The sequence below is a fragment of the Thermodesulfovibrionales bacterium genome (assembly GCA_026417875.1).
GTDB lineage: Bacteria > Nitrospirota > Thermodesulfovibrionia > Thermodesulfovibrionales > CALJEL01 > CALJEL01.
The window spans coordinates 1-18,894 of record JAOACK010000004.1; the positions used below are offsets into that span (position 1 = coordinate 1).

The 18,894-nt window shown below is 40.5% G+C and carries 20 protein-coding genes; 11 read left to right on the forward strand and 9 right to left on the reverse strand.

All coding sequences use genetic code 11. The features are described from left to right. The 8 genes from N2257_01385 to N2257_01420 form a co-directional block, all read right to left on the reverse strand. The coding region (locus N2257_01385) for a tetratricopeptide repeat protein (GenBank protein ID MCX7793051.1) at nt 1-545 on the reverse strand (545 nt) is incomplete at its 3' end. Next, nucleotides 511-987, reverse strand: coding sequence for a signal peptidase II (gene lspA, locus N2257_01390; GenBank protein MCX7793052.1), 477 nt, complete (start codon nt 985-987; stop codon nt 511-513). The genes lspA and N2257_01385, both read right to left, overlap by 35 nt. Continuing rightward, nucleotides 984-3,752 carry an isoleucine--tRNA ligase gene (ileS, locus tag N2257_01395; GenBank protein ID MCX7793053.1) on the reverse strand — a complete coding sequence of 923 codons (2,769 nt, stop codon included), beginning with the start codon at nt 3,750-3,752 and terminating at the stop codon, nt 984-986. The genes lspA and ileS overlap by 4 nt, the downstream gene beginning before the upstream one ends. Nucleotides 3,753-3,803: 51 nt before the next feature. Beyond that, nucleotides 3,804-5,312: a 2-isopropylmalate synthase gene (locus N2257_01400; GenBank protein ID MCX7793054.1), complete on the reverse strand. Its 1,509-nt coding sequence runs from the start codon at nt 5,310-5,312 to the stop codon at nt 3,804-3,806. Continuing rightward, on the reverse strand, nt 5,290-6,021 hold the full coding sequence (pssA, locus tag N2257_01405; protein MCX7793055.1) for a CDP-diacylglycerol--serine O-phosphatidyltransferase: 732 nt from the start codon (nt 6,019-6,021) through the stop codon (nt 5,290-5,292). The genes N2257_01400 and pssA overlap by 23 nt, the downstream gene beginning before the upstream one ends. Then, a complete protein-coding gene (locus tag N2257_01410) occupies nt 6,018-6,647 on the reverse strand; it encodes a phosphatidylserine decarboxylase family protein (GenBank protein MCX7793056.1) in 630 nt (209 codons plus the stop codon). The genes pssA and N2257_01410 overlap by 4 nt, the downstream gene beginning before the upstream one ends. Continuing rightward, on the reverse strand, nt 6,644-7,663 hold the full coding sequence (ilvC, locus tag N2257_01415) for a ketol-acid reductoisomerase (GenBank protein MCX7793057.1): 1,020 nt from the start codon (nt 7,661-7,663) through the stop codon (nt 6,644-6,646). Before ilvC ends, N2257_01410 begins: the two co-directional genes overlap by 4 nt. A 106-nt stretch (nt 7,664-7,769) precedes the next feature. After that, nucleotides 7,770-8,189 (reverse strand): OsmC family protein, encoded by a 420-nt coding sequence (locus tag N2257_01420; protein MCX7793058.1) that lies wholly within the window; start codon nt 8,187-8,189, stop codon nt 7,770-7,772. A gap of 270 nt (nt 8,190-8,459) precedes the next feature. On the opposite strand from N2257_01420, the gene N2257_01425 reads away from it, so the two are divergent. Genes N2257_01425 through N2257_01455 form a run of 7 tightly spaced genes read left to right on the forward strand, consistent with a single transcriptional unit; the run spans nt 8,460 to nt 15,314 of the window. After that, complete coding sequence (locus N2257_01425) at nt 8,460-9,896, forward strand: DegQ family serine endoprotease (GenBank protein MCX7793059.1); 1,437 nt, start codon at nt 8,460-8,462, stop codon at nt 9,894-9,896. A gap of 1 nt (nt 9,897) precedes the next feature. Next, a complete protein-coding gene (locus N2257_01430) occupies nt 9,898-11,052 on the forward strand; it encodes a type II secretion system F family protein (protein MCX7793060.1) in 1,155 nt (384 codons plus the stop codon). Between the two features lie 5 nt (nt 11,053-11,057). Then, entirely contained in the window at nt 11,058-11,903 is an 846-nt protein-coding gene (rapZ, locus tag N2257_01435; protein MCX7793061.1) for an RNase adapter RapZ, read from the forward strand. Beyond that, nucleotides 11,900-13,021, forward strand: a complete 1,122-nt coding sequence (locus tag N2257_01440; GenBank protein ID MCX7793062.1) for a cysteine desulfurase — start codon at nt 11,900-11,902, stop codon at nt 13,019-13,021. Before rapZ ends, N2257_01440 begins: the two co-directional genes overlap by 4 nt. Further along, complete coding sequence (locus N2257_01445) at nt 13,018-13,716, forward strand: hypothetical protein (GenBank protein MCX7793063.1); 699 nt, start codon at nt 13,018-13,020, stop codon at nt 13,714-13,716. The genes N2257_01440 and N2257_01445 overlap by 4 nt, the downstream gene beginning before the upstream one ends. Nucleotides 13,717-13,728: 12 nt before the next feature. Next, entirely contained in the window at nt 13,729-14,724 is a 996-nt protein-coding gene (hypE, locus tag N2257_01450) for a hydrogenase expression/formation protein HypE (protein ID MCX7793064.1), read from the forward strand. Beyond that, a complete protein-coding gene (locus N2257_01455; protein MCX7793065.1) occupies nt 14,718-15,314 on the forward strand; it encodes an isoprenylcysteine carboxylmethyltransferase family protein in 597 nt (198 codons plus the stop codon). The genes hypE and N2257_01455 overlap by 7 nt, the downstream gene beginning before the upstream one ends. A 1-nt stretch (nt 15,315) precedes the next feature. Here the strand turns inward: N2257_01455 and N2257_01460 are convergent, their stop codons facing one another. Continuing rightward, complete coding sequence (locus N2257_01460; GenBank protein MCX7793066.1) at nt 15,316-16,005, reverse strand: SagB/ThcOx family dehydrogenase; 690 nt, start codon at nt 16,003-16,005, stop codon at nt 15,316-15,318. Between the two features lie 252 nt (nt 16,006-16,257). Here N2257_01460 and N2257_01465 point away from each other — a divergent pair, with 252 nt between their 5' ends. The 4 genes from N2257_01465 to N2257_01480 all read left to right on the forward strand — a co-directional run bounded on the left by N2257_01465 (nt 16,258) and on the right by N2257_01480 (nt 18,791). Next, on the forward strand, nt 16,258-17,250 hold the full coding sequence (locus N2257_01465) for a hypothetical protein (protein MCX7793067.1): 993 nt from the start codon (nt 16,258-16,260) through the stop codon (nt 17,248-17,250). Between the two features lie 74 nt (nt 17,251-17,324). Beyond that, a complete protein-coding gene (locus N2257_01470; protein ID MCX7793068.1) occupies nt 17,325-17,681 on the forward strand; it encodes a hypothetical protein in 357 nt (118 codons plus the stop codon). 124 nt (nt 17,682-17,805) lie between these two features. Then, nucleotides 17,806-18,009: a cold shock domain-containing protein gene (locus N2257_01475; GenBank protein ID MCX7793069.1), complete on the forward strand. Its 204-nt coding sequence runs from the start codon at nt 17,806-17,808 to the stop codon at nt 18,007-18,009. Nucleotides 18,010-18,044: 35 nt separating this feature from the next. Beyond that, complete coding sequence (locus N2257_01480) at nt 18,045-18,791, forward strand: 16S rRNA (uracil(1498)-N(3))-methyltransferase (GenBank protein MCX7793070.1); 747 nt, start codon at nt 18,045-18,047, stop codon at nt 18,789-18,791. Nucleotides 18,792-18,894: the final 103 nt, after the last annotated feature.

Below are 18,894 nucleotides of genomic sequence, written 5' to 3' on the forward strand. Positions count from 1 at the left end.
ATCCCGAGCATATAATGGGCATGAGAATCTTCACTGTCAAACTGAAGGATATACCTATAGGAGGACTCTGCCTCCTCATATTTACCTGTTTCAATACAGAGTCTGCCATAGAGGTCATGGGCTTCAAAAAGATAATGGTCCATGGTAATAGCCCTTTTTACAAGTGCCAGTGCCTTTCTGTAATGCCCGAGAAGACTGTGGCACAGCCCCATAAGAAAATAAATATCTGCTGGAGGATTGTCCAGCTCTTTGTATAATCTGTGGTAATATCTCAGAGCAGGTCCGGGTTTGCCCGTTGAGAGATAGAGATTTGCCATTGCAAAAAGAAGCATCTGATCATCGGGTTTTACCTTCATCCCCTCCTCTATAACAGAGAATGCCTCCTTCACAAATCCCCTTTTATAAAGGAGGTCTGCTATCTCAGAATAAACAGGTATGAAGGAGGGATCAGAGTTTTTAGCCTCAAGAAAATACTGATAGGCCCTGATCCAGTTCTTCTTGATACTCTCCTTACCTTTCCTGAAGAGCTCTCTTGCCTCTGACATGATTATTCCTTTCACCTAAAAAAAGCTGAATTCCGAGAATTATAACTCCAACAGTAAGACAGGAATCAGCAACATTAAAGGCAGGCCAGTGAAATCTTCCTGCATAAAGGTCTATAAAATCAGTTACATGACCTATGAATATCCTGTCAAGGAGATTCCCTGTAGCTCCGCTAAGAATAAGACTGTAAGGAAGGAAATGTTTTTTTTCCTTTATAAGAAGATAAAGGATAAGAAAGATTGCAAGAAAAGTTATGATTATAAAAAAATTATTTCCAGCACCCTTGAGTATTCCAAAGGCTGCACCTGTATTAGTGACATGAACTATATTGATGCCAGGAATAACCCTTATTATCTCATGAGGTTCAAGGTTCTCCCTTATAAGATATTTTGTAAACTGGTCGAGGAAGATAAAAAAAAGTATAAAGGATAGTCTCTTTATCATCTTATTACATTATAACATCTCTCGCATATTGAGGGATGGTCATTGAATCTTCCGACTGATAAACTCCAGTTCCAGCACCTCTCGCACTTTTTTCCTTCTGCTTTTTCAATATCTATAGAAAGCTCCTTTATCTCCTCACTCTCATAAAAGCCCCTTTGGTCTTTATCTGTCCTGAGGTCAACCTGTGAAACAATGAACAGGTAAGGTAAAAAATCTCTGTATCCTGAAAGGAGTTCGTAATACTCCAGGGGTGCATAAATTACCACTCTTGCCTCCAGGGAATTCCCTATGAGCTTTTCCTTTCTCTTTATCTCAAGTGCTTTATTTACCTCGTCCCTGACAGCAATAAGCCTCTGCCATCTTTCCTCAAGGGAATTATCTATAAACCTCTGGTCTGGCTCGGGAAACTTTGAAAGAAAAACACTCTCCTCTTTCTCTCCGGGCATATGCATCCATATCTCCTCAGCTGTGAAGGAAAGAACAGGTGCAATCAGCCTTGTAATTGAGGAGAGGATATTATAGAGAACCCATTGAGCAGCACGCCGCTCAGTTGAGTCAGCCTTGAAGGTATAAAGTCTGTCTTTAAGGATGTCAAGATAGAAGGCGCTCATGTCATTTACACAGAATCTGTAAATACTGTGAAAGACCTCATGGAATTCAAACCTCTCGTAGGCCTCTTGAGCTTTCTTGATAAGATTCTGCAGCCTGCTCATAGCCCACCTGTCTATCTCGAGAAGACCGGTGCTGTAATCCTTCATATCAAAATCATAGATATTTCCAAGAAGGAATCTCGCGGTGTTTCTTATCTTCCTGTATGCCTCAACAAGCCGATTAATTATCTCCTCTGAAAGCCTCATATCCTCTCTGTAGTCTTCTGCAGATACCCAGAGTCTTACTATCTCTGCTCCTGACCGTTTGATCACATCATCAGGTGCAATGACATTACCAAGGGATTTGGACATCTTTCTTCCCTGACCATCAACAACAAAGCCATGGGTAAGCACTGCCCTGTAAGGCGCACTATCACGGGTTCCTGTTGAGGCTATGAGGGAGCTCTGAAACCATCCTCTGTGCTGATCACTTCCCTCAAGATAGAGGTCGGAGGGCCACTGGAGTCTGTTATCATTCAGAAGGACAGCCGCATGACTGACACCTGATTCGAACCATACATCCAGGATATCCATCTCTTTTTTGAAAGTACTATTTCCACATTTTTCGCATCTAACCCCCTCAGGAAGAAAGGCCTCTACAGGTTCAGTGAACCAGACATCAGAACCCTTTTTAGAAATAAGCTCCAGTGTCTTCTCAAAGAATCTCTCATCTCTTATATATTCACCACAGCTGGTACAGCTAATAATGGTTATAGGTACACCCCAGGAACGCTGTCTGGAGATACACCAGTCAGGTCTGTGTAGCATCATATTGTAAATCCTGTCCTTACCCCAGGAAGGTATCCACTTTACCTTTTCTATTTCCTCAAGACATCTTCTTCTAAGGTCGTTCTTTTCCATAGATATGAACCACTGCTCTGTTGCCCTAAATATCACAGGTTTCTTGCATCTCCAGCAGTGAGGATAGGAGTGGCTGTATTTCTCTTTATGAAGAACTGCTCCTTTTTCTTCAAGAATTCTTATTATTCTTTCATTTGCCTTAAATACAAATTCTCCTTTAAGCTCTCCAGCCTCTTCTGTAAAATTTCCCCTGTCATCAACAGGTGCATAAACAGAAAGACCATATTTAATGCCTAATTCATAATCCTCCTCACCATGACCGGGCGCAATATGGACAATTCCGGTTCCTTCTGTAAAGCTTACAAAATCAGCAAGCAAAACAGGGCTCAATCTATCAATAAAGGGATGATGAGCCTTTGTTCCTTCAAGTTCTGAACCTTTTATCTCAAGGACACATCTTCCCTGAAGATTAAGCCTTACTCTCTGTTCCTCTGGAAGTGTTGAAGCAAATATGTTTACACTATTTTCCTTTTCTATTCCAATATAGATAATCTCAGGATGGACAGCAAGGGCAAGATTTGCAGGCAGTGTCCATGGTGTGGTTGTCCATATTATGAAATAAACATCCATGCCTTTTAGCTCTGGAAAGAGTCTCTCCACATCACTGTCAGTAATTCTGAATTTCACATATATTGATGGAGATTCCTTTACAGCATACTCAACCTCTGCCTCTGCCAGGGCTGTGACACAGGATGGGCACCAGTGCACTGGTTTTTTACCCCTGTAGACATTTCCTCTTTTTACAAATTCAAAAAACTCTCTGACAATTGCTGCTTCATACTGAGGGTCCATAGTAAGGTATGGTTTATCCCAGTCACCAAAAACCCCGAGCCTTATGAATTCCTCTCGCTGAATATGAACAAAAGTTTCCGCATATTCCTTGCAGAGCTTTCTCTTCTCCGGTATGGAGACCTGTGATTTCTTCTGACCCAGATTTTTGTCAACCTGTAGCTCTATAGGAAGGCCGTGACAATCCCATCCAGGAACAAAAGGAGCATAATATCCCTTCATAACCTTGTATTTTATAATGATATCCTTGAGAACCTTATTTAAAGCATGCCCCATGTGGATATGACCATTTGCATAGGGAGGACCATCATGAAGGATATATGTATTTCTTTTATCTCTGGACTGAAGCTTCTCGTAAATGGACCTTTCTTTCCAGAACTTCAAAATATCATTTTCACGTTCTGGAAGATTCGCCTTCATCGGAAAATCTGTTTTTGGAAGATTCAAAGTGTCTCTGTAATCCATTATTCTTCCTACTAAATCTTTTTTATTATAAAAAATTCAACAAATCAACGATTATCTCTTTCTTATTGCAAGCTTATTAAGGGCATTTATATAAGCCTTTGCAGCGGCTACAATAATATCAGTGTCAGCACCGTGTCCCCTTACAGTGTGACCTCCCTCATCAAGGGTTACAGTAACCTCGCCGAGTGCATCTGTACCACCAGTTATGCTCTTTACTTCAAACTTGAGAAGCTCGCTTTTTGTCTCTGTCACAGCTGATATTGCCTTGTAGACAGCATCAACAGGGCCATCTCCCTGCTCTGTTCTTTCAATAACACTATTATTTACACCCAGCTTTATCCTTGCAGTTGGTTTTGTGGTTGTACCGCTGGTGACAGAAAGTTCAATGAGTCTGTAGACCTCTGGAATCTTAGAGACCTCTTCTGATACAAGGGTCTCAATATCCTCATCAAAGATATATTTCTTCTGGTCTGCAAGGCGCTTGAATCTTTCGAAGGCACGGTTGAGCTCTTCCTCAGAAAGCCTGTACCCGAGTTCCTCAAGCCTTGCCTTAAAGGCATGTCTTCCCGAATGCTTTCCAAGGACGAGTTTTGACTGAGGTATTCCAACATCCTCTGGTCTCATTATTTCATAGGTAGAACGCTCCTTAAGGAATCCATCCTGATGTATACCAGCCTCATGGGCAAAGGCATTGGCACCAACAATTGCCTTGTTTGGCTGAACAACCATACCTGTAATCTTTGATACCAGCCTGCTTGTCTTGTATATTTCCTGGGTTATTATCTTTGTGTCAGCCTCAAAGTATTTTGGTCTTGTCTTAAGAGCCATTACTATTTCTTCCATTGCCGCATTACCAGCCCTCTCACCTATACCATTTATGGTACACTCCACCTGCCCTGCACCTTTCAGTATTGCCGTAAGGGAATTGGCAACCGCAAGACCAAGGTCATTATGGCAGTGAACTGATATAACTGCTTTATCAATATTTGGAACCCTGTTCTTTATATACTCAATGAGTTCACCAAACTCCTGAGGTATTGCATATCCAACGGTATCCGGTATATTAACTGTCCTCGCTCCAGCTTCTATCACTGCCTCTAGGACCCTGCAGAGATAATCCCGGTCTGAGCGTGTTGCATCCTCTGCAGAAAATTCAACATCATCAGTAAACTGTCTTGCCTTCTTCACTGCCCTTATAGCTGCCTCAAGAACAGCTTCTCTTGAAAGCCTGAGTTTATACTGGAGATGGATATCAGAGGTGGCAATGAAGGTGTGGATCCTTCCCTGTTCAGCAGACCTGAGTGCCTCTGCTGCCCTCTCAATATCTTCATCCCTTGCTCTGGCAAGGGCAGCGATGGTCACACCCTTTATCTCAGAGGCAATCCTCTTTACAGCTTCGAAATCCCCAGGAGATGCAATGGGAAAACCAGCCTCAATTATATCAACCCCCAGTCTCTGGAGCTGGCCAGCTACCTGGAGTTTTTCATCAACATTCATTGAAGCACCTGGAGACTGTTCACCGTCCCTCAGTGTTGTATCAAAGACCTTTATTATCCTCATTTTTTCTCCTCTTTTCCTTCAGAAATAAAAAGATATTTTCAATTATACCAGCAAGAAGGTATGCCATTGCAAATACAAAAAGTGCTACAGGTGGATGAATCACAATGACGAGCATAATGAGAATAAAGCCCAGAAGAAACCATAAAGGTCTCCTGCTCTTTAGATTTATCTCCTTTAGACCGTGAAATCTTAGTGTACTTACCATCAAAAAGGAGGTTAGCCCGGTAAGCAGAAGGATGGGGATACTTCTTTCAGGTGGATAATCATGAAATTGATAATGAAATATAACAACAGAGGCCATTATGGTTGCAGCAGCAGGTATGGGCATTCCTGTAAAGGCCTTTGACTGACCTGGAGCTGTCTGGACATTGAATCTTGCCAGTCTAAGGGCTCCGCAGGCAAGGAAAAAGAAAGAGAAAGCCCAGCCAAGCCTTCCGAAATCCTGAAGAGTCCATCTGTAAATAAGCAGTGCCGGTGCAGCACCGAAAGCGATAAGGTCAGAAAGGGAATCGAGCTCAACACCAAACCGTGAAGATGAACCTGTTGCCCTCGCAACAAAGCCATCAAGTCCATCAAAGATATTGGCAATCACTATAGCCCAGGCCGCATGTATATAATTTCCCTTCATCGTTGCAACTATGCTCAGGAAACCGAAGAACATGCCTATAAGGGTAAGAATATTGGGAAGTATGTATATTCCTTTTTTCATCTTATCCTTCCTATGATACTCTCTCCTGCCTTTACCCTATCTGCAAGTTTCACGGTTATATCGGTATCAGATGGAAGGTATGTATCAAGCCTTGAGCTGAATTTTATCATTCCGTATCGCTGACCTATTTTGAGCACATCGCCTTCTTTAGCCCTGCATACTGCCCTTCTTGCTATAACACCTGCAACCTGCCTGACAAGTATTTCACCGTAGGGGGTCTCAAGAACCATTTCTATATTCTCGTTTTTTATGGATGCCTCATCCCTGTAAGCGGCAAGGAATTTTCCTCTATTATGAACCACCTTCTTTACTATCCCCTTCTGAGGGGAGCGATTCACATGGACATCAAGGGGAGACATGAATATACTCACCATCCAGGTATCTTTCATAAGGTACCTGTCCTCAAAGACCTTTTTTATTGTTATCACTTTTCCGTCAGCAGGAGCAACAAAGATACCCTCATCTGGTGGAGGAATCCGCTCAGGATCCCTGAAAAAAAAGAGCAGAAAAAAAAGAACAGGCAAGCTCAGAATGAATGGTATCTTTAATCCTGCTATCAGAAAGAAAACTGCTATTAAAAAAGCAGTAACTATAAAAGGATAGCCCTCAGGAGCAAATCTTATCATGCCTTTGATTTATCTACAAGCCTGTCCCTTTTAAGCCATGGCATCATGGCTCTCAACCTTGCTCCAACCTCTTCAATGGGATGTTGCTCACCCTTTCTCGTAAGGGCATTAAATACTGGCTTGTTTGCTCTACATTCAAGAACCCATTCCCTTGCAAATTCTCCTGATTGTATTTCTTTAAGAATCTTCTTCATCTCGGCCTTTACAGTTTCATTTATAATTCTTGGACCCCTTGTAAGATCACCGTACTGGGCAGTATTGCTGATAGAATATCTCATGGTGCTTATGCCACCTTCATATATGAGATCTGCTATGAGCTTCACCTCATGAAGACATTCGAAATAAGCCATCTCAGGAGAATATCCTGCCTCAACTAGGGTCTCAAAGGCAGCTGTTATGAGAGCTGTGAGACCTCCGCAGAGCACAACCTGTTCTCCGAAAAGGTCTGTCTCTGTCTCCTCTCTGAAGGTTGTCTCAATTATACCTGCCCTTCCTCCTCCAATGGCAGAGGCATAGGCAAGGGCAATCTCTTTTGTATTTCCTGAGGGATCCTGATGCACTGCTATGAGACAGGGAACACCGCTTCCCTTTGTATATTCAGACCTTACAAGATGACCAGGTCCCTTTGGAGCAACCATGAAGACATTTGTATCAGGAGATGGCACTATCTGACCGTAATGGATATTAAAGCCATGGGCAAAGGCAAGATAGGCACCTTTTTTTATATAAGGCTGGATATCTGACTTATATATATCCGCCATATATTCATCAGGAAGAAGCATCATTACAATATCAGCAACCTTTGCAGCCTCGGGAGGGGTCATTACCTGAAAATTGGCATTCGTTGCCTTTTCCCAGCTTGAACCCTTTCTCACACCAATTATTACATCCATTCCGCTATCTCTAAGATTATTAGCATGGGCATGTCCCTGGCTGCCGTATCCCATAATGGCAATCTTCTTTCCCTTAAGAATTGATATATTTGCATCCTTGTCGTAATAAATCCTGACCATCATGGCCTCCTTTAAAAAATTTTTTGAAATCTTCTATTAGCTCTTTGCATCTGAATGATCGTTCTATTTTAATATTCCATAAATTAATTGTTGCTCTTACCTTTTATCATTAATCCTCATGAATAATAGTGTATTTAAAAGAGACTTTTGTATCACCCTCAAGGGTTGCCTTAACAGAACAGTATTTCTCCATCGAGAGCTCTATAGCCCTTTTTACAGCCTCTTCAGACAGATTTTTACCCTTAAGTCTGAATTCTATATTTACATCAGTAAATCTCTTTGGATACTCCTCTGCTTTTTTACCATCTACAATTATCTCAAGTCCTTCCAGCTCCTGCCTCTTTTTCTGTAAGATTGATACCACATCCATTCCAGTACATCCACCAAGACCAAGGAGAAGAAGTTCCATTGGTCTTGGCCCTGTATTTTCACCTCCAAAAGCTCTGTCTCCATCCATCACAATTGCATGGCCTGTTTCAGATTCACCAACAAACTGTAGACCCTTAACATGTATGACCTTTGCCTTCATAGAACCTCCTTATTCTTTTTTGTTAAATATCCTAACAAAAAGACTCACAGGATAACAAGGGTTAAAATTAATTATCCCAGTAAAAGGACCGGATTATAAAATAAAAGAACAGGGTGTTCTTCTTCCCGGAATGTACTAATCTGTTATTAAAATCAGTTAAGATTTTAGCCGGATAGAGTCATTAATTTTGTATGAAATTATAGTTCTTCATATAAAATTTTATGGTAAAATAAAGAAACTTACCTGAACCTAAATAAGGAGGAAATAGAGATGAGAAAATTATTACTTACAGTATCCATATTTTCTATAATTGCAGGCCTTATTGCTGGTCTGATCCTTGCTTCAAACCTTAATATACAGAGTCTCGTTTATTCAAGCCCGAAAATTCCTAAAGAATCCGTTGACTTTCTTACAAAAACTGGAGAGGCAATGGCCTCTATTGTTGAGGCGGTGAAACCAGCAGTTGTCAATATCTCAACTGTTAAAACAGTAAGGCTGAGAGATCCTTTTTTTGATGATCCCTTTTTCAGAAGATTTTTCGGTGAACCATTCGGAATACCCAGGGAGAGAAGGCAGACAGGCCTTGGCTCAGGAGTTATAGTGGATCCATCTGGATATATACTCACAAATAATCATGTAATAAGAGGAGCTGATGAGATAAGGGTAACACTCTTTGACAAAAGGGAATTTAAAGGAAAGGTTATCGGAACAGATCCCAAGACAGACCTTGCTGTTGTGAAGATAGATGCAAAAGACCTTCCCTATCTGGAGTTCGGTGATTCCGATAAATTAAAGGTCGGGGAACTCGTGATAGCAATAGGTAACCCTTACGGACTCAATCAGACAGTTACAATGGGTATTGTCAGTGCCACAGGAAGAGCGAATGTTGGTATTGCAGACTATGAAGATTTTATCCAGACAGATGCTGCAATAAACCCGGGCAATTCAGGTGGTGCATTAGTTAATGTAAGGGGTGAGCTTGTGGGTATCAATACAGCCATATTCAGCACTACCGGTGGTTACCAGGGAATAGGTTTTGCAATTCCCTCAAACATGGCAAAGACTGTGATGGAACAGCTTATCAAGCATAAGAAGGTTGTTAGAGGATGGCTCGGTGTATCCATTCAGGCACTAACTCCCGAGATGAAGAAACATTTCGGTCTTAAGGAAGACAGGGGAGTTCTTATAAACCAGATATTTGAGAACAGTCCTGCTGAGAAGGCAGGCCTGAAGGAAGAGGATATAATTCTCCAGTATAATGGAAAGGACATAACTGATCCCACTCAGCTCAGAAACCTTGTGGCAGGCACTCCTCCTGGAAAAGAAGTAGAGTTAAAGATATTCAGGGAAGGAAAAACACTTTCAATTAAAGTGACTATAGAAGAATTACCTCAGGAGGTTGTTGCTGCAAGGGGTGAATATGAAAATGTCCTGAGAGGAGTAGTGGTCCAGAACATTACACCTGAAATTAGAAAAGAGCTACAGCTTCCTTCAAGGGTTACAGGTGTTATAGTAACTGATATATCGGAAGACAGTCCTGCACAGGGCTATTTACAGAAAGGTGATGTGATAATGGCAATAAACAGAACCAGGGTGAATAATATAAAGGATTACCAAAACATTGTCTCAAAACTTAAAGATGGAGATGTACTTCTCTTTATATACAGGGATGGCCAGACATTTCATCTAACCCTGTCTATGGAATAAAATGTCCCGTTTCAGATATGCTGGATACAGGACTGACGGCTCAAAGGTTGAAGGAGTAATTGAGGCCTCTGAGTTAGCAGAGGCCTCAATTAAATTAAAAGAACTGGGAATATATCCAAAACTTCTTATACCGGAAAAAAAGCCTTCATCAAAAAGAGAGAGTCTCGTCCACATAACAAGACAGCTTTCCACGCTCCTCGGTGCGGGTGTTTCCCTTGTGGATGCCTTAAAAAGTATTGCACAGGAGTGCTCTCCTTCTCTATCAGGGATTATAAATGAGATAAGAGATAAGGTCTCAGGAGGTACCTCTTTATGGAAAGCCCTTGAGGAGAGTAAGTTATTCCCCGAGTTTTACATTAACATGGTAAAGGGTGCTGAAATGAGTGGAGAGCTTTCCCCTGTTCTTGAAAAGATTGCCCTCTATCTTGAATCACAGGAAAATATCAGATCAAGGCTTAAAACAGCAATGATATATCCCTCTATAATGCTCATTGTTGCAGCAGGTATGCTTTTCTTTATATTTCTATATGTAATGCCACGGATTGTGAAGATCTTTGAAGACACCAGAGCAAGTCTCCCCCTTATCACAAAAATACTAATCGGTATAACAAAATTTATTAAACTCTTCTGGTTTCTTATACCTCTGATTATAATAGTGACTATCTACGGAATAAGATATCTAAAGAATAAAAAACCTGAATTGATAGATAAACTTCTTCTGAGAGAACCACTTGGAATCCTCCTGCCACTCTATATATCAAGATTCACAAAGACCCTTGCCTTTCTCCTTGAAGGCGGGGTACCGGTGATAAAGGCCCTAGAGGTATCAGCAAGAACAACGGGAAATAGAATTATTGAAAAAAATATCCTTCAGGCATCAAGAACAGTTGCAGAAGGTAGAAGGCTTTCAGCATCCCTTCAGGGATTTCCTCCTGTGCTCGTTGAGTTAATAGCAACAGGTGAAAAGAGCGGCATCTTAATAGAAAACCTTAAAAAAGCTTCAACCTCCTATGAGGAAGAGTTTTCAAGAAGATTAACATCAGCTATTAATTTTCTTGAACCTGTTATGATAATAGTTATGGGAATCGTTGTTCTTTTTGTTGTACTTGGTGTTGTCCTTCCAATATTTGAGTTGAATCAATTAATAAGATTATGAGCGATGTGCCAAAGAGGCAAATAGTAATAGTAACAGGGCTCTCAGGTTCTGGAAAGAGTGTAGCCCTCAGGGCTCTGGAGGATGGAGGATATTTCTGTGTTGACAATTTTCCCCTCACCCTCCTTCCGGCATTTCTGAAACTCCTTCCTGAAGGTAGCGAGATCCAGAGAATAGGCATAGGAGTGGATGTGAGGGAAAAGGACTTTTTAAAAGAGGCAAAGGAACTTATATCTTCTTTGAAAAAAGAGGTCTTTATAGAGATAATATTTCTTGAGGCTGACCCTGAGGTTATAAAGCGGAGATACAGGGAGACAAGAAGACCCCATCCACTGGGAGATGACCTTGACAGAGCTATTGAAAAAGAAAAGAAAAGCCTGCTTGTACTCAGGGATATGGCAGACAGGATACAGGATACATCCAACATGTCTCCCCATGAATTAAGACACTGGATACTAACAAATTTTTCAAAGGAGGAACAGAGAGGACCTGTTGTGACCCTTATTTCCTTCGGTTACAAATACGGTATTCCCCAGAATATAGACATGCTCTTTGATGTAAGATTTCTCCCCAATCCTTATTTTGTACCCGAGCTGAGTGAAAAAAATGGTCTTCAGGATGAGGTACGGGATTTTGTTCTGAAAAGTCCTGAAACTAAAGAACTTCTTAATAGGCTGAGCAATCTGTTAGAATATCTTATCCCTCAGTTCATAAAAGAAGGAAAAAACTATATCGTTATAGCAGTTGGCTGCACGGGTGGAAAACACAGATCACCGGTAATTGTTGAGGAGCTCAAAAAGGATATAGAAAAATTTCCTCTAAAGGTCTCTGTTATACACAGGGAGCTTACATGATATATTTAGACTATAATGCCACAACACCGGTTGACCCGAGAGTGCAGGAGGCTATGATCAATGCCCTCAAGGAATTCGGTAATCCGTCAAGCTCACATCTCTTTGGAAGGAGGGCAAAATTTATTATTGATCAGGCAAGGACAAATGTCGCAAAGCTTATAGGTGCAAAACAAGGGGAGATAATTTTTACATCAGGAGGAACTGAATCAAATAATCTTGCAATAATCGGTACAGCCCTGAGATTTGGCAGGGGTCATATAGTAAGCTCCAGCATAGAACATCCCTCTGTGCTCAATCCTCTGAGATACCTTGAATCCCTGGGATTCACTGTTACCTATCTTCCTGTAAACCCAAAAGGAATGGTAGAACCAGATGATGTGGTTAATGCAATCAGAAAGGATACCATACTTGTAACCATAATGCATGCAAATAATGAAACAGGTGTAATACAGCCCATATCGGAAATCGGAAAGATAGTAAAAGAAAAGGGTATACTTTTTCACACAGATGCAGCCCAGACCATCGGTAAGATTAATACCTCTGTAGAAGAGCTTAATGTATCAATGCTCACCATAGCATCACATAAATTCTACGGTCCAAAGGGTGTAGGTGCCCTCTATATAAGACAGGGTGTTGAAATAAAACCAATCCTACACGGTGCAGGTCATGAAATGGGTCTGAGACCCGGAACAGAAAATATCACTGGTATTGCAGGCCTAGGCAAAGCAGCTGAAATTGCTACCGCTGAACTGCCTGCATGGAAAAGCAGGATTCAGAATATTACAGAAAAACTGCTTGACCTCCTACTTTCAATAGAGGGTATAAACCTGAATGGACACAGAAACTTCAGACTTCCCAACACAATAAATATATCTATTTCTGGAATAGAAGGTGATGACCTTGTTTCGAGATTATCTGACAGGGTGGCTATATCAGCAGGTGCTGCCTGCCATGCAGGAAAAAAGAAACCGAGCCATGTCCTCAAGGCAATGGGACTTACAGATGAACAGGCGATCTCTTCAGTAAGAATAACTACAGGAAAAGATACATCGGAAGACGAAATAGTCCAGGCCTTTGAGATCATTAAATACGAAATAAACAGACTTAGGAACTCATGAACATCACAATACTCGAAAAAGGAGACCTTTCCACAGATATTGTGTACAGAGATAAGACCCTATCGGTTGATTCCGAAATTCAGGGAACCAAGTTATTTGTCAAGGTTACTTCAGAAAAACAGATCATCTCCATAAGGACAAAAGAATCCGTCTGCACCCTGGAAGATGCAATAAGAGAACATAGAAATATTGTAGAGCATATTAAAAGGATAATAATGGCAGAAAACCTCGGGGAGTATATAAAGAAAATTCCTGAACTGTTAGAAAGAAAAAATTTCAGTGATGCAATTCTCCTTTTAAGAGAGGTTAGATTCTTTCATCCCTCAGATCCCTATCTCATGTGCCTTGACGGTTATCTTACAGCACTTGTGGAGAAGAGGTACAGGGATGGTATAAATCTTTGCAACCAGGCTATTGCCATTTACAGTAAGAAGGCTGGCATAGGAAAGGAATTTTTTCTACCCTTCTTTTATATCTATTTAGGAAGAACCTATCTTCTTTCAGGGAATAAAAGACTCGCTGTTGATACCTTTTATAAAATTCTCAGGATAGACAGTGAAAACAGAGAGGCTATCAGAGAATTATCAAATCTCGGGATAAGGCAGCGACCGGTTATACCATTTTTAAAAAGGAGCAATCCCATAAATAAATATCTGGGTATTCTCAGGGCTAAACTTTCAGGAAAAAACAGGTGAAAATAAATACCGATGTCTGAAAAGATACTCCTGGGTCATGGAAGCGGTGGAAAGCTCATGCATGAGCTCCTGAGGAAATATTTTCTTCCTCTTTTTTCCATAAAAGAAGCCACTGATGCTGCTGTCCTTGAGAAGATAAATGGAAGGCTTGCCTTTACCACAGATTCCTATGTTGTGACACCTTTATTCTTTCCTGGTGGTGATATCGGAGACCTTGCTGTGAACGGCACAGTGAATGACCTCGCTATGATGGGAGCAATACCACTTTATTTAACAGCAGGATTTATAATTGAAGAAGGATTTCCTGTTGAAGATCTCAAAAAAATACTTTCATCCATGTCGAGGGCTGCTGAGAGTGCTGGTATCAAGATAGTGGCAGGTGATACAAAGGTTGTTGAAAAAGGAAAGGCAGACGGACTTTTTATTAATACCTCCGGGGTGGGAATAGTACCTGATGGCATAGAGATAGGTCCAAAATATATAAAGCCAGGTGACAGGGTGATAATAAGCGGGCCGGTCGGAAATCATGGTATAAGTATAATCTCAAAAAGAAATGGCCTCTCCTTTGATCCTCCTCTTCATAGTGATACAAAACCTCTTGCTCCTTTAGTAAAAAGACTTATAAATGAATCCATTAATATACATGCCATGCGTGATCCTACAAGAGGTGGACTTGCAACAACCCTTAAAGAAATCGCTCTTGAAACAGGTCTATCCATCGAGATAGAAGAAGGTAAAATACCTGTTCTTCCACAGGTGAAGGGTGCATGTGATATACTCGGTCTTGACCCCCTTTATGTGGCAAATGAAGGCGTAATGGTTATATTTGTTCAAGAAGAGGATGCAGAGATGACATTAAATATTTTAAAAAATTCCGGTGAATACCTTGCATCAATAATCGGTACTGTAAAAGATAAACCGCCTGGAACTGTGCTCCTTAAAACAGAGATAGGCGGTACAAGGCTAATAGACATGCTTTCTGGAGAACAGCTTCCAAGGATATGCTGAATTTTTCTGACCTTGTTGCACTCCTGACAATCATGGTCTGGCCCGTTGTACCCCTCTTCTGGATTCCTGTTCACGGTCTATCAAAGATCTTTAAAAGAATCGGTCTCATAACCTATATACTGCCACTTTTGCTCTGGCCACCTCTTGCCTTTTTTATTTATCTAAATAAAGATTATCTTCTCAGCCTGAGGATTAAAATACCTGAGGCGCTAATTATCACAGGAATATTATTAACAGCCCTTGGAACCCTTCTACATCTATGGACAGGTAAACTCCTCGGGCTCAAGGGACTCATAGGTATTCCAGAGGTATCAGAGAAGGTAAAAGGGAGACTTGTCACAGAAGGACCATTTTCAATTGTCAGACATCCTACCTACATTGCCCATACAGTCATGTTTACAGGAATATTTTTATTCACAGGAAATCTTGCTGTTGGAATCCTCACACTCCTTGATTTTCTTATCGTAAACCTTATTATCATTCCACTTGAGGAGAAGGAATTAAAAGAGAGATTTGGTGAAGAATTCAGAAGTTATTCAGAAAGGGTTAGAAACAGGTTTTTTCCATTCACTTGTAGAAAGTATAAATAATTTATCTTCTCCTTCCTACAGGCATGAGATAAAGAGGATGTTCTTCATCGGGCATATTCAAAACCTTTTTTACTGCCTCATCAATGAAAGCACCAATCGCAACTGTTCCAAGATTCAGAGACTGTGCCTGCAGATAGATATTCTGCGATGCATGACCTGCTTCCATATGAACATACCTTTTACCTCTTTCTCCATATTTTTTTGTTGTCCGTTCATAAACAGCAGAAAGTACAATAACAGCAGAGCCCTTACCGACCCAGTACTGTCCTGAAGCAGCAAGGATAAGCTCTTTTTTAAAATCACCAGATTTAACCCTTCTGAGTTCATGTCTGACAGGATTGTACTTGTAAACCCCTTTTGTAATCTCTCTAACATTGAAAATAACCACATAAACCTCAAGGGGATAAAGCGCACCGGCTGATGGTGCGGTCCTGAACCCTTCGGGATCAGTTATTCCCTGAGCTGCCCAGAGTAACTGGGAGATCTCATTAATTGTTAATGGATCATCTTTAAGATCTCTAATAGATCTTCTCTCAAGCAGGGCTCTTTCTACAGAGATATTACCATCCTGTTTCGGTAATGGAAGTTTTATCTTCTCATAATTTAAATCTTTTTCCTGAGCAGGTGATAAGCCGTAAAAATATCCTGCAATGGCGATAAGGGCCAAAATTATTACCATTCTTTTATTCATCTTTATTTAATTATAAACATAAAATTTATTTCTTTTAAGATTTCTTCTGCTTTTCTTTCATATTTATATTTTACAGTCCACTCACTGTTAGCAGATAATTAAGGCACATCCGGCAGATAAAATTATTAATCTCCAGAAGGAAATCTATAATTTTGCATATTTAAATGACATGTGTGCGAGCCCCGCACTCTTAAATTCAACAAAATATAAGATATTGACTTTTTAAAGGATTTCAAGCAAAATTATAATAACATGGCAAAGGAAGAAATTGAAAAACTGAAAGAAAAGGTTGAAAAAGATCCTCTTTCAAAACTCTTTGTTCCCCTTGCAGAGGAATACAGAAAGATGGGCATGCTCGATGAAGCCATATCCGTACTTCTTAAAGGTCTGGAAAGTCAGCCCAGCTATATGACGGCGAGAGTTGCACTTGGAAAGATATATCTAGAAAAGAAGATGCTCAGGGAGGCAAAAGAGGAATTCAAGAAGGTTGTTACCGCCATACCTGATAATCTGTTTGCTCTCAAAAAGATAGCAGAAATCTCTGCTGAGCTTGGAGAAATACCAGAAGCCATTGATGCCTATAGCAGGATTTTAAAACTCAATCCCCTCGATGAAGAGGCAAAGCTAAATCTTGAAGAACTGAAGTCAAAAAAGATTGAAGAAAGAATACCTGAACCTCCTGCATCAAAACCCATTGAGCTCAAATCTGAGCAGAAAACAACCAGTGCTCCACATGAGGAGAAAGAACCGGAACACTTTGAGCTTGAAGGTTTTATGCCATTGAGCCAGACCTCTTTCAGTGATGATGAATTTGAAAAATTTAAAAATGAATTTTATTCTAAAGAAATACTCCATGATGAAACTCCTGAGATGGTAGAAAGTACAACTGGGGAAATTGAAAAACCAGCTAATTCTATTCTTTCAGGAGCTGAACCTCCCACTGAAGAGATTCAAGAAATTCAGGAAATTTCGGAGGATGATTTTTTTATTGAGTCTTCTAAATCTGAGATGGAAGAATCAGTTCTTAATACTCAATATTTTAAAGCTGACTCTTCTGAGCGTGAAACTATAAGGGATACTAAATATACTATTGAAAGAACAGAACCTGATTTTTCCTATCCAGATCGACTCATAGCGCAGGGTAACTATATCAAAGCATTGGAAGCCTACAAAAAAATGCTTGAAGATTATCCTGGTGACAGAAGAGTCATACAGAGGCTTGAAGAACTCAAGACAGCTTCTTAAGTTACTGGGTAAGGGAAATGAACTTATAGTCCAGCAGCTTACGAATTTCCTTGAGGCTATAAAAAAGAGGAAGAATGAGTTTCTCAGAAATTCTTAAGGATGTAGTGACCAAGGTAGAAGGCTCTGTAGGTGCATTTATAATAGCATCTGATGGAATACCTGTTGAGGCTTATATAAAGAAAGACTCTATTGACCAGTCAGCTTTGAGCGCTGAATTCTCTGCAATTTTAAAAACCATGAATTTCGCACTTGAAAATCTCCAGCTTGGAAACATGGATGAATTCTCTGTCACCACAGAAAGGTATAAGATTGCTCTCAGGAAGATCTCGCCTGAGTATTATTTAGTCCTTGTAACAGAACCAGGTGGAAACCTTGGGAAGGCAAGATTTTTTCTTAAGATTACTGCTCCCAAAATAGAGAAAGAAATTTAACTTTACTTTTTAACCTTAGTTAAGGTATGCTAAACATGGATGGTAAATGGAGTTTCATTTGCCTGCCTGTAGTTATCAGGCTGAGTTACCTGAGAAGTCAGGAGAAGAAGGAGGTTTTAGCAGTATGCCGTACGAAGGAAAGGTGAAGTGGTTTAATGAAGCGAAGGGCTTCGGATTTATCCAGCAGGATAATGGACCCGATGTCTTCGTTCATTACACCTCCATCAAGGGAAATGGTTTCAGGACACTTGCAGAAGGTCAGCGCGTACAGTTTGATATTGAAGAAGGTGAACGCGGTCCAAAGGCGATCAATGTAGTAAAGCTTTAAAAGAAAGGCCCCTTCGGGGGCCTTTTAAATATTTGATGGCCCGCCTAATAATACCTACCAATGAAATATCCTCAGGGAAAGAGATAAGAATTTCAGGACAGGACGCCCATTACCTTATTAATGTATTGAGACTCAATAAAGGGGAAGGCTTTCAGATACTGGATGGTAGAGGTAAACTTCACACAGCAGAGATAATCTCAACAAAGAAAAAAGAGGTTGTAGCAAGAATTATCTCCACAGAAAAAAGCAGTACGGAGTCATCCCTTTTCCTCGTACTTGTACAGGCAATACTGAAGTCAGAGAAGATGGACCTTGTCATCCAGAAGGCAACAGAACTTGGCGTTAAAGAGATTTATCCGGTAATAACCTCAAGGACTATTGTCAGAAGCACGGAGAAACACAAAAGATGGCTCAGGATTGCTCAGGAGTCAGTGCGGCAGTGTGGAAGAACCGAGATTCCAGTTGTGCATGAACCGGTTCTCTTTGAAGAATTCTTTAAACAATTTGACAGATCTGAAAGACATAGAGGTTTTATTTTCTATGAGGGTGCCGAAAGGGGACTGAAAGAATTTGCAGTCAAAACATGTTATGAAGGTAGAGAACAACAATTCAAACTCTTCTGCATAACAGGTCCTGAAGGTGGTTTTTCTGAAAAAGAGGTAGAACTGGCTATTTCTTATGGTTTTATTCCAGCGGGACTCGGACCCCGGATACTCAGGGCAGAAACTGCTTCAATAGTGGCATTGAGCCTTATGCAGTTTGTTTATGGTGATCTTGGTTGAAACATTATCCTGAATGCCAGTATTCTCCTCAATCTTATAATAATTAATAATCTTATTCCTTTTCTAAAACAATCTCAAGCTCCTTTTCTACAGCGAGTTTAGA

Bases quoted from the DNA above. Each gene is read 5' to 3' on its own strand.
- N2257_01430 (MCX7793060.1), top strand. From the start codon at position 9,898: ATGTCCCGTTTCAGATATGCTGGATACAGGACTGACGGCTCAAAGGTT.
- ilvC (MCX7793057.1), bottom strand. From the start codon at position 7,663: ATGATGGTCAGGATTTATTACGACAAGGATGCAAATATATCAATTCTT.
- lspA (MCX7793052.1), bottom strand. From the start codon at position 987: ATGATAAAGAGACTATCCTTTATACTTTTTTTTATCTTCCTCGACCAG.
- N2257_01460 (MCX7793066.1), bottom strand. From the start codon at position 16,005: ATGAATAAAAGAATGGTAATAATTTTGGCCCTTATCGCCATTGCAGGA.
- N2257_01440 (MCX7793062.1), top strand. From the start codon at position 11,900: ATGATATATTTAGACTATAATGCCACAACACCGGTTGACCCGAGAGTG.
- hypE (MCX7793064.1), top strand. From the start codon at position 13,729: ATGTCTGAAAAGATACTCCTGGGTCATGGAAGCGGTGGAAAGCTCATG.
- N2257_01420 (MCX7793058.1), bottom strand. From the start codon at position 8,189: ATGAAGGCAAAGGTCATACATGTTAAGGGTCTACAGTTTGTTGGTGAA.
- N2257_01400 (MCX7793054.1), bottom strand. From the start codon at position 5,312: ATGAGGATAATAAAGGTCTTTGATACAACACTGAGGGACGGTGAACAG.
- ileS (MCX7793053.1), bottom strand. From the start codon at position 3,752: ATGGATTACAGAGACACTTTGAATCTTCCAAAAACAGATTTTCCGATG.
- N2257_01425 (MCX7793059.1), top strand. From the start codon at position 8,460: ATGAGAAAATTATTACTTACAGTATCCATATTTTCTATAATTGCAGGC.
- N2257_01480 (MCX7793070.1), top strand. From the start codon at position 18,045: ATGGCCCGCCTAATAATACCTACCAATGAAATATCCTCAGGGAAAGAG.
- N2257_01475 (MCX7793069.1), top strand. From the start codon at position 17,806: ATGCCGTACGAAGGAAAGGTGAAGTGGTTTAATGAAGCGAAGGGCTTC.
- N2257_01445 (MCX7793063.1), top strand. From the start codon at position 13,018: ATGAACATCACAATACTCGAAAAAGGAGACCTTTCCACAGATATTGTG.
- N2257_01470 (MCX7793068.1), top strand. From the start codon at position 17,325: ATGAGTTTCTCAGAAATTCTTAAGGATGTAGTGACCAAGGTAGAAGGC.
- pssA (MCX7793055.1), bottom strand. From the start codon at position 6,021: ATGAAAAAAGGAATATACATACTTCCCAATATTCTTACCCTTATAGGC.
- N2257_01410 (MCX7793056.1), bottom strand. From the start codon at position 6,647: ATGATAAGATTTGCTCCTGAGGGCTATCCTTTTATAGTTACTGCTTTT.
- N2257_01455 (MCX7793065.1), top strand. From the start codon at position 14,718: ATGCTGAATTTTTCTGACCTTGTTGCACTCCTGACAATCATGGTCTGG.
- N2257_01465 (MCX7793067.1), top strand. From the start codon at position 16,258: ATGGCAAAGGAAGAAATTGAAAAACTGAAAGAAAAGGTTGAAAAAGAT.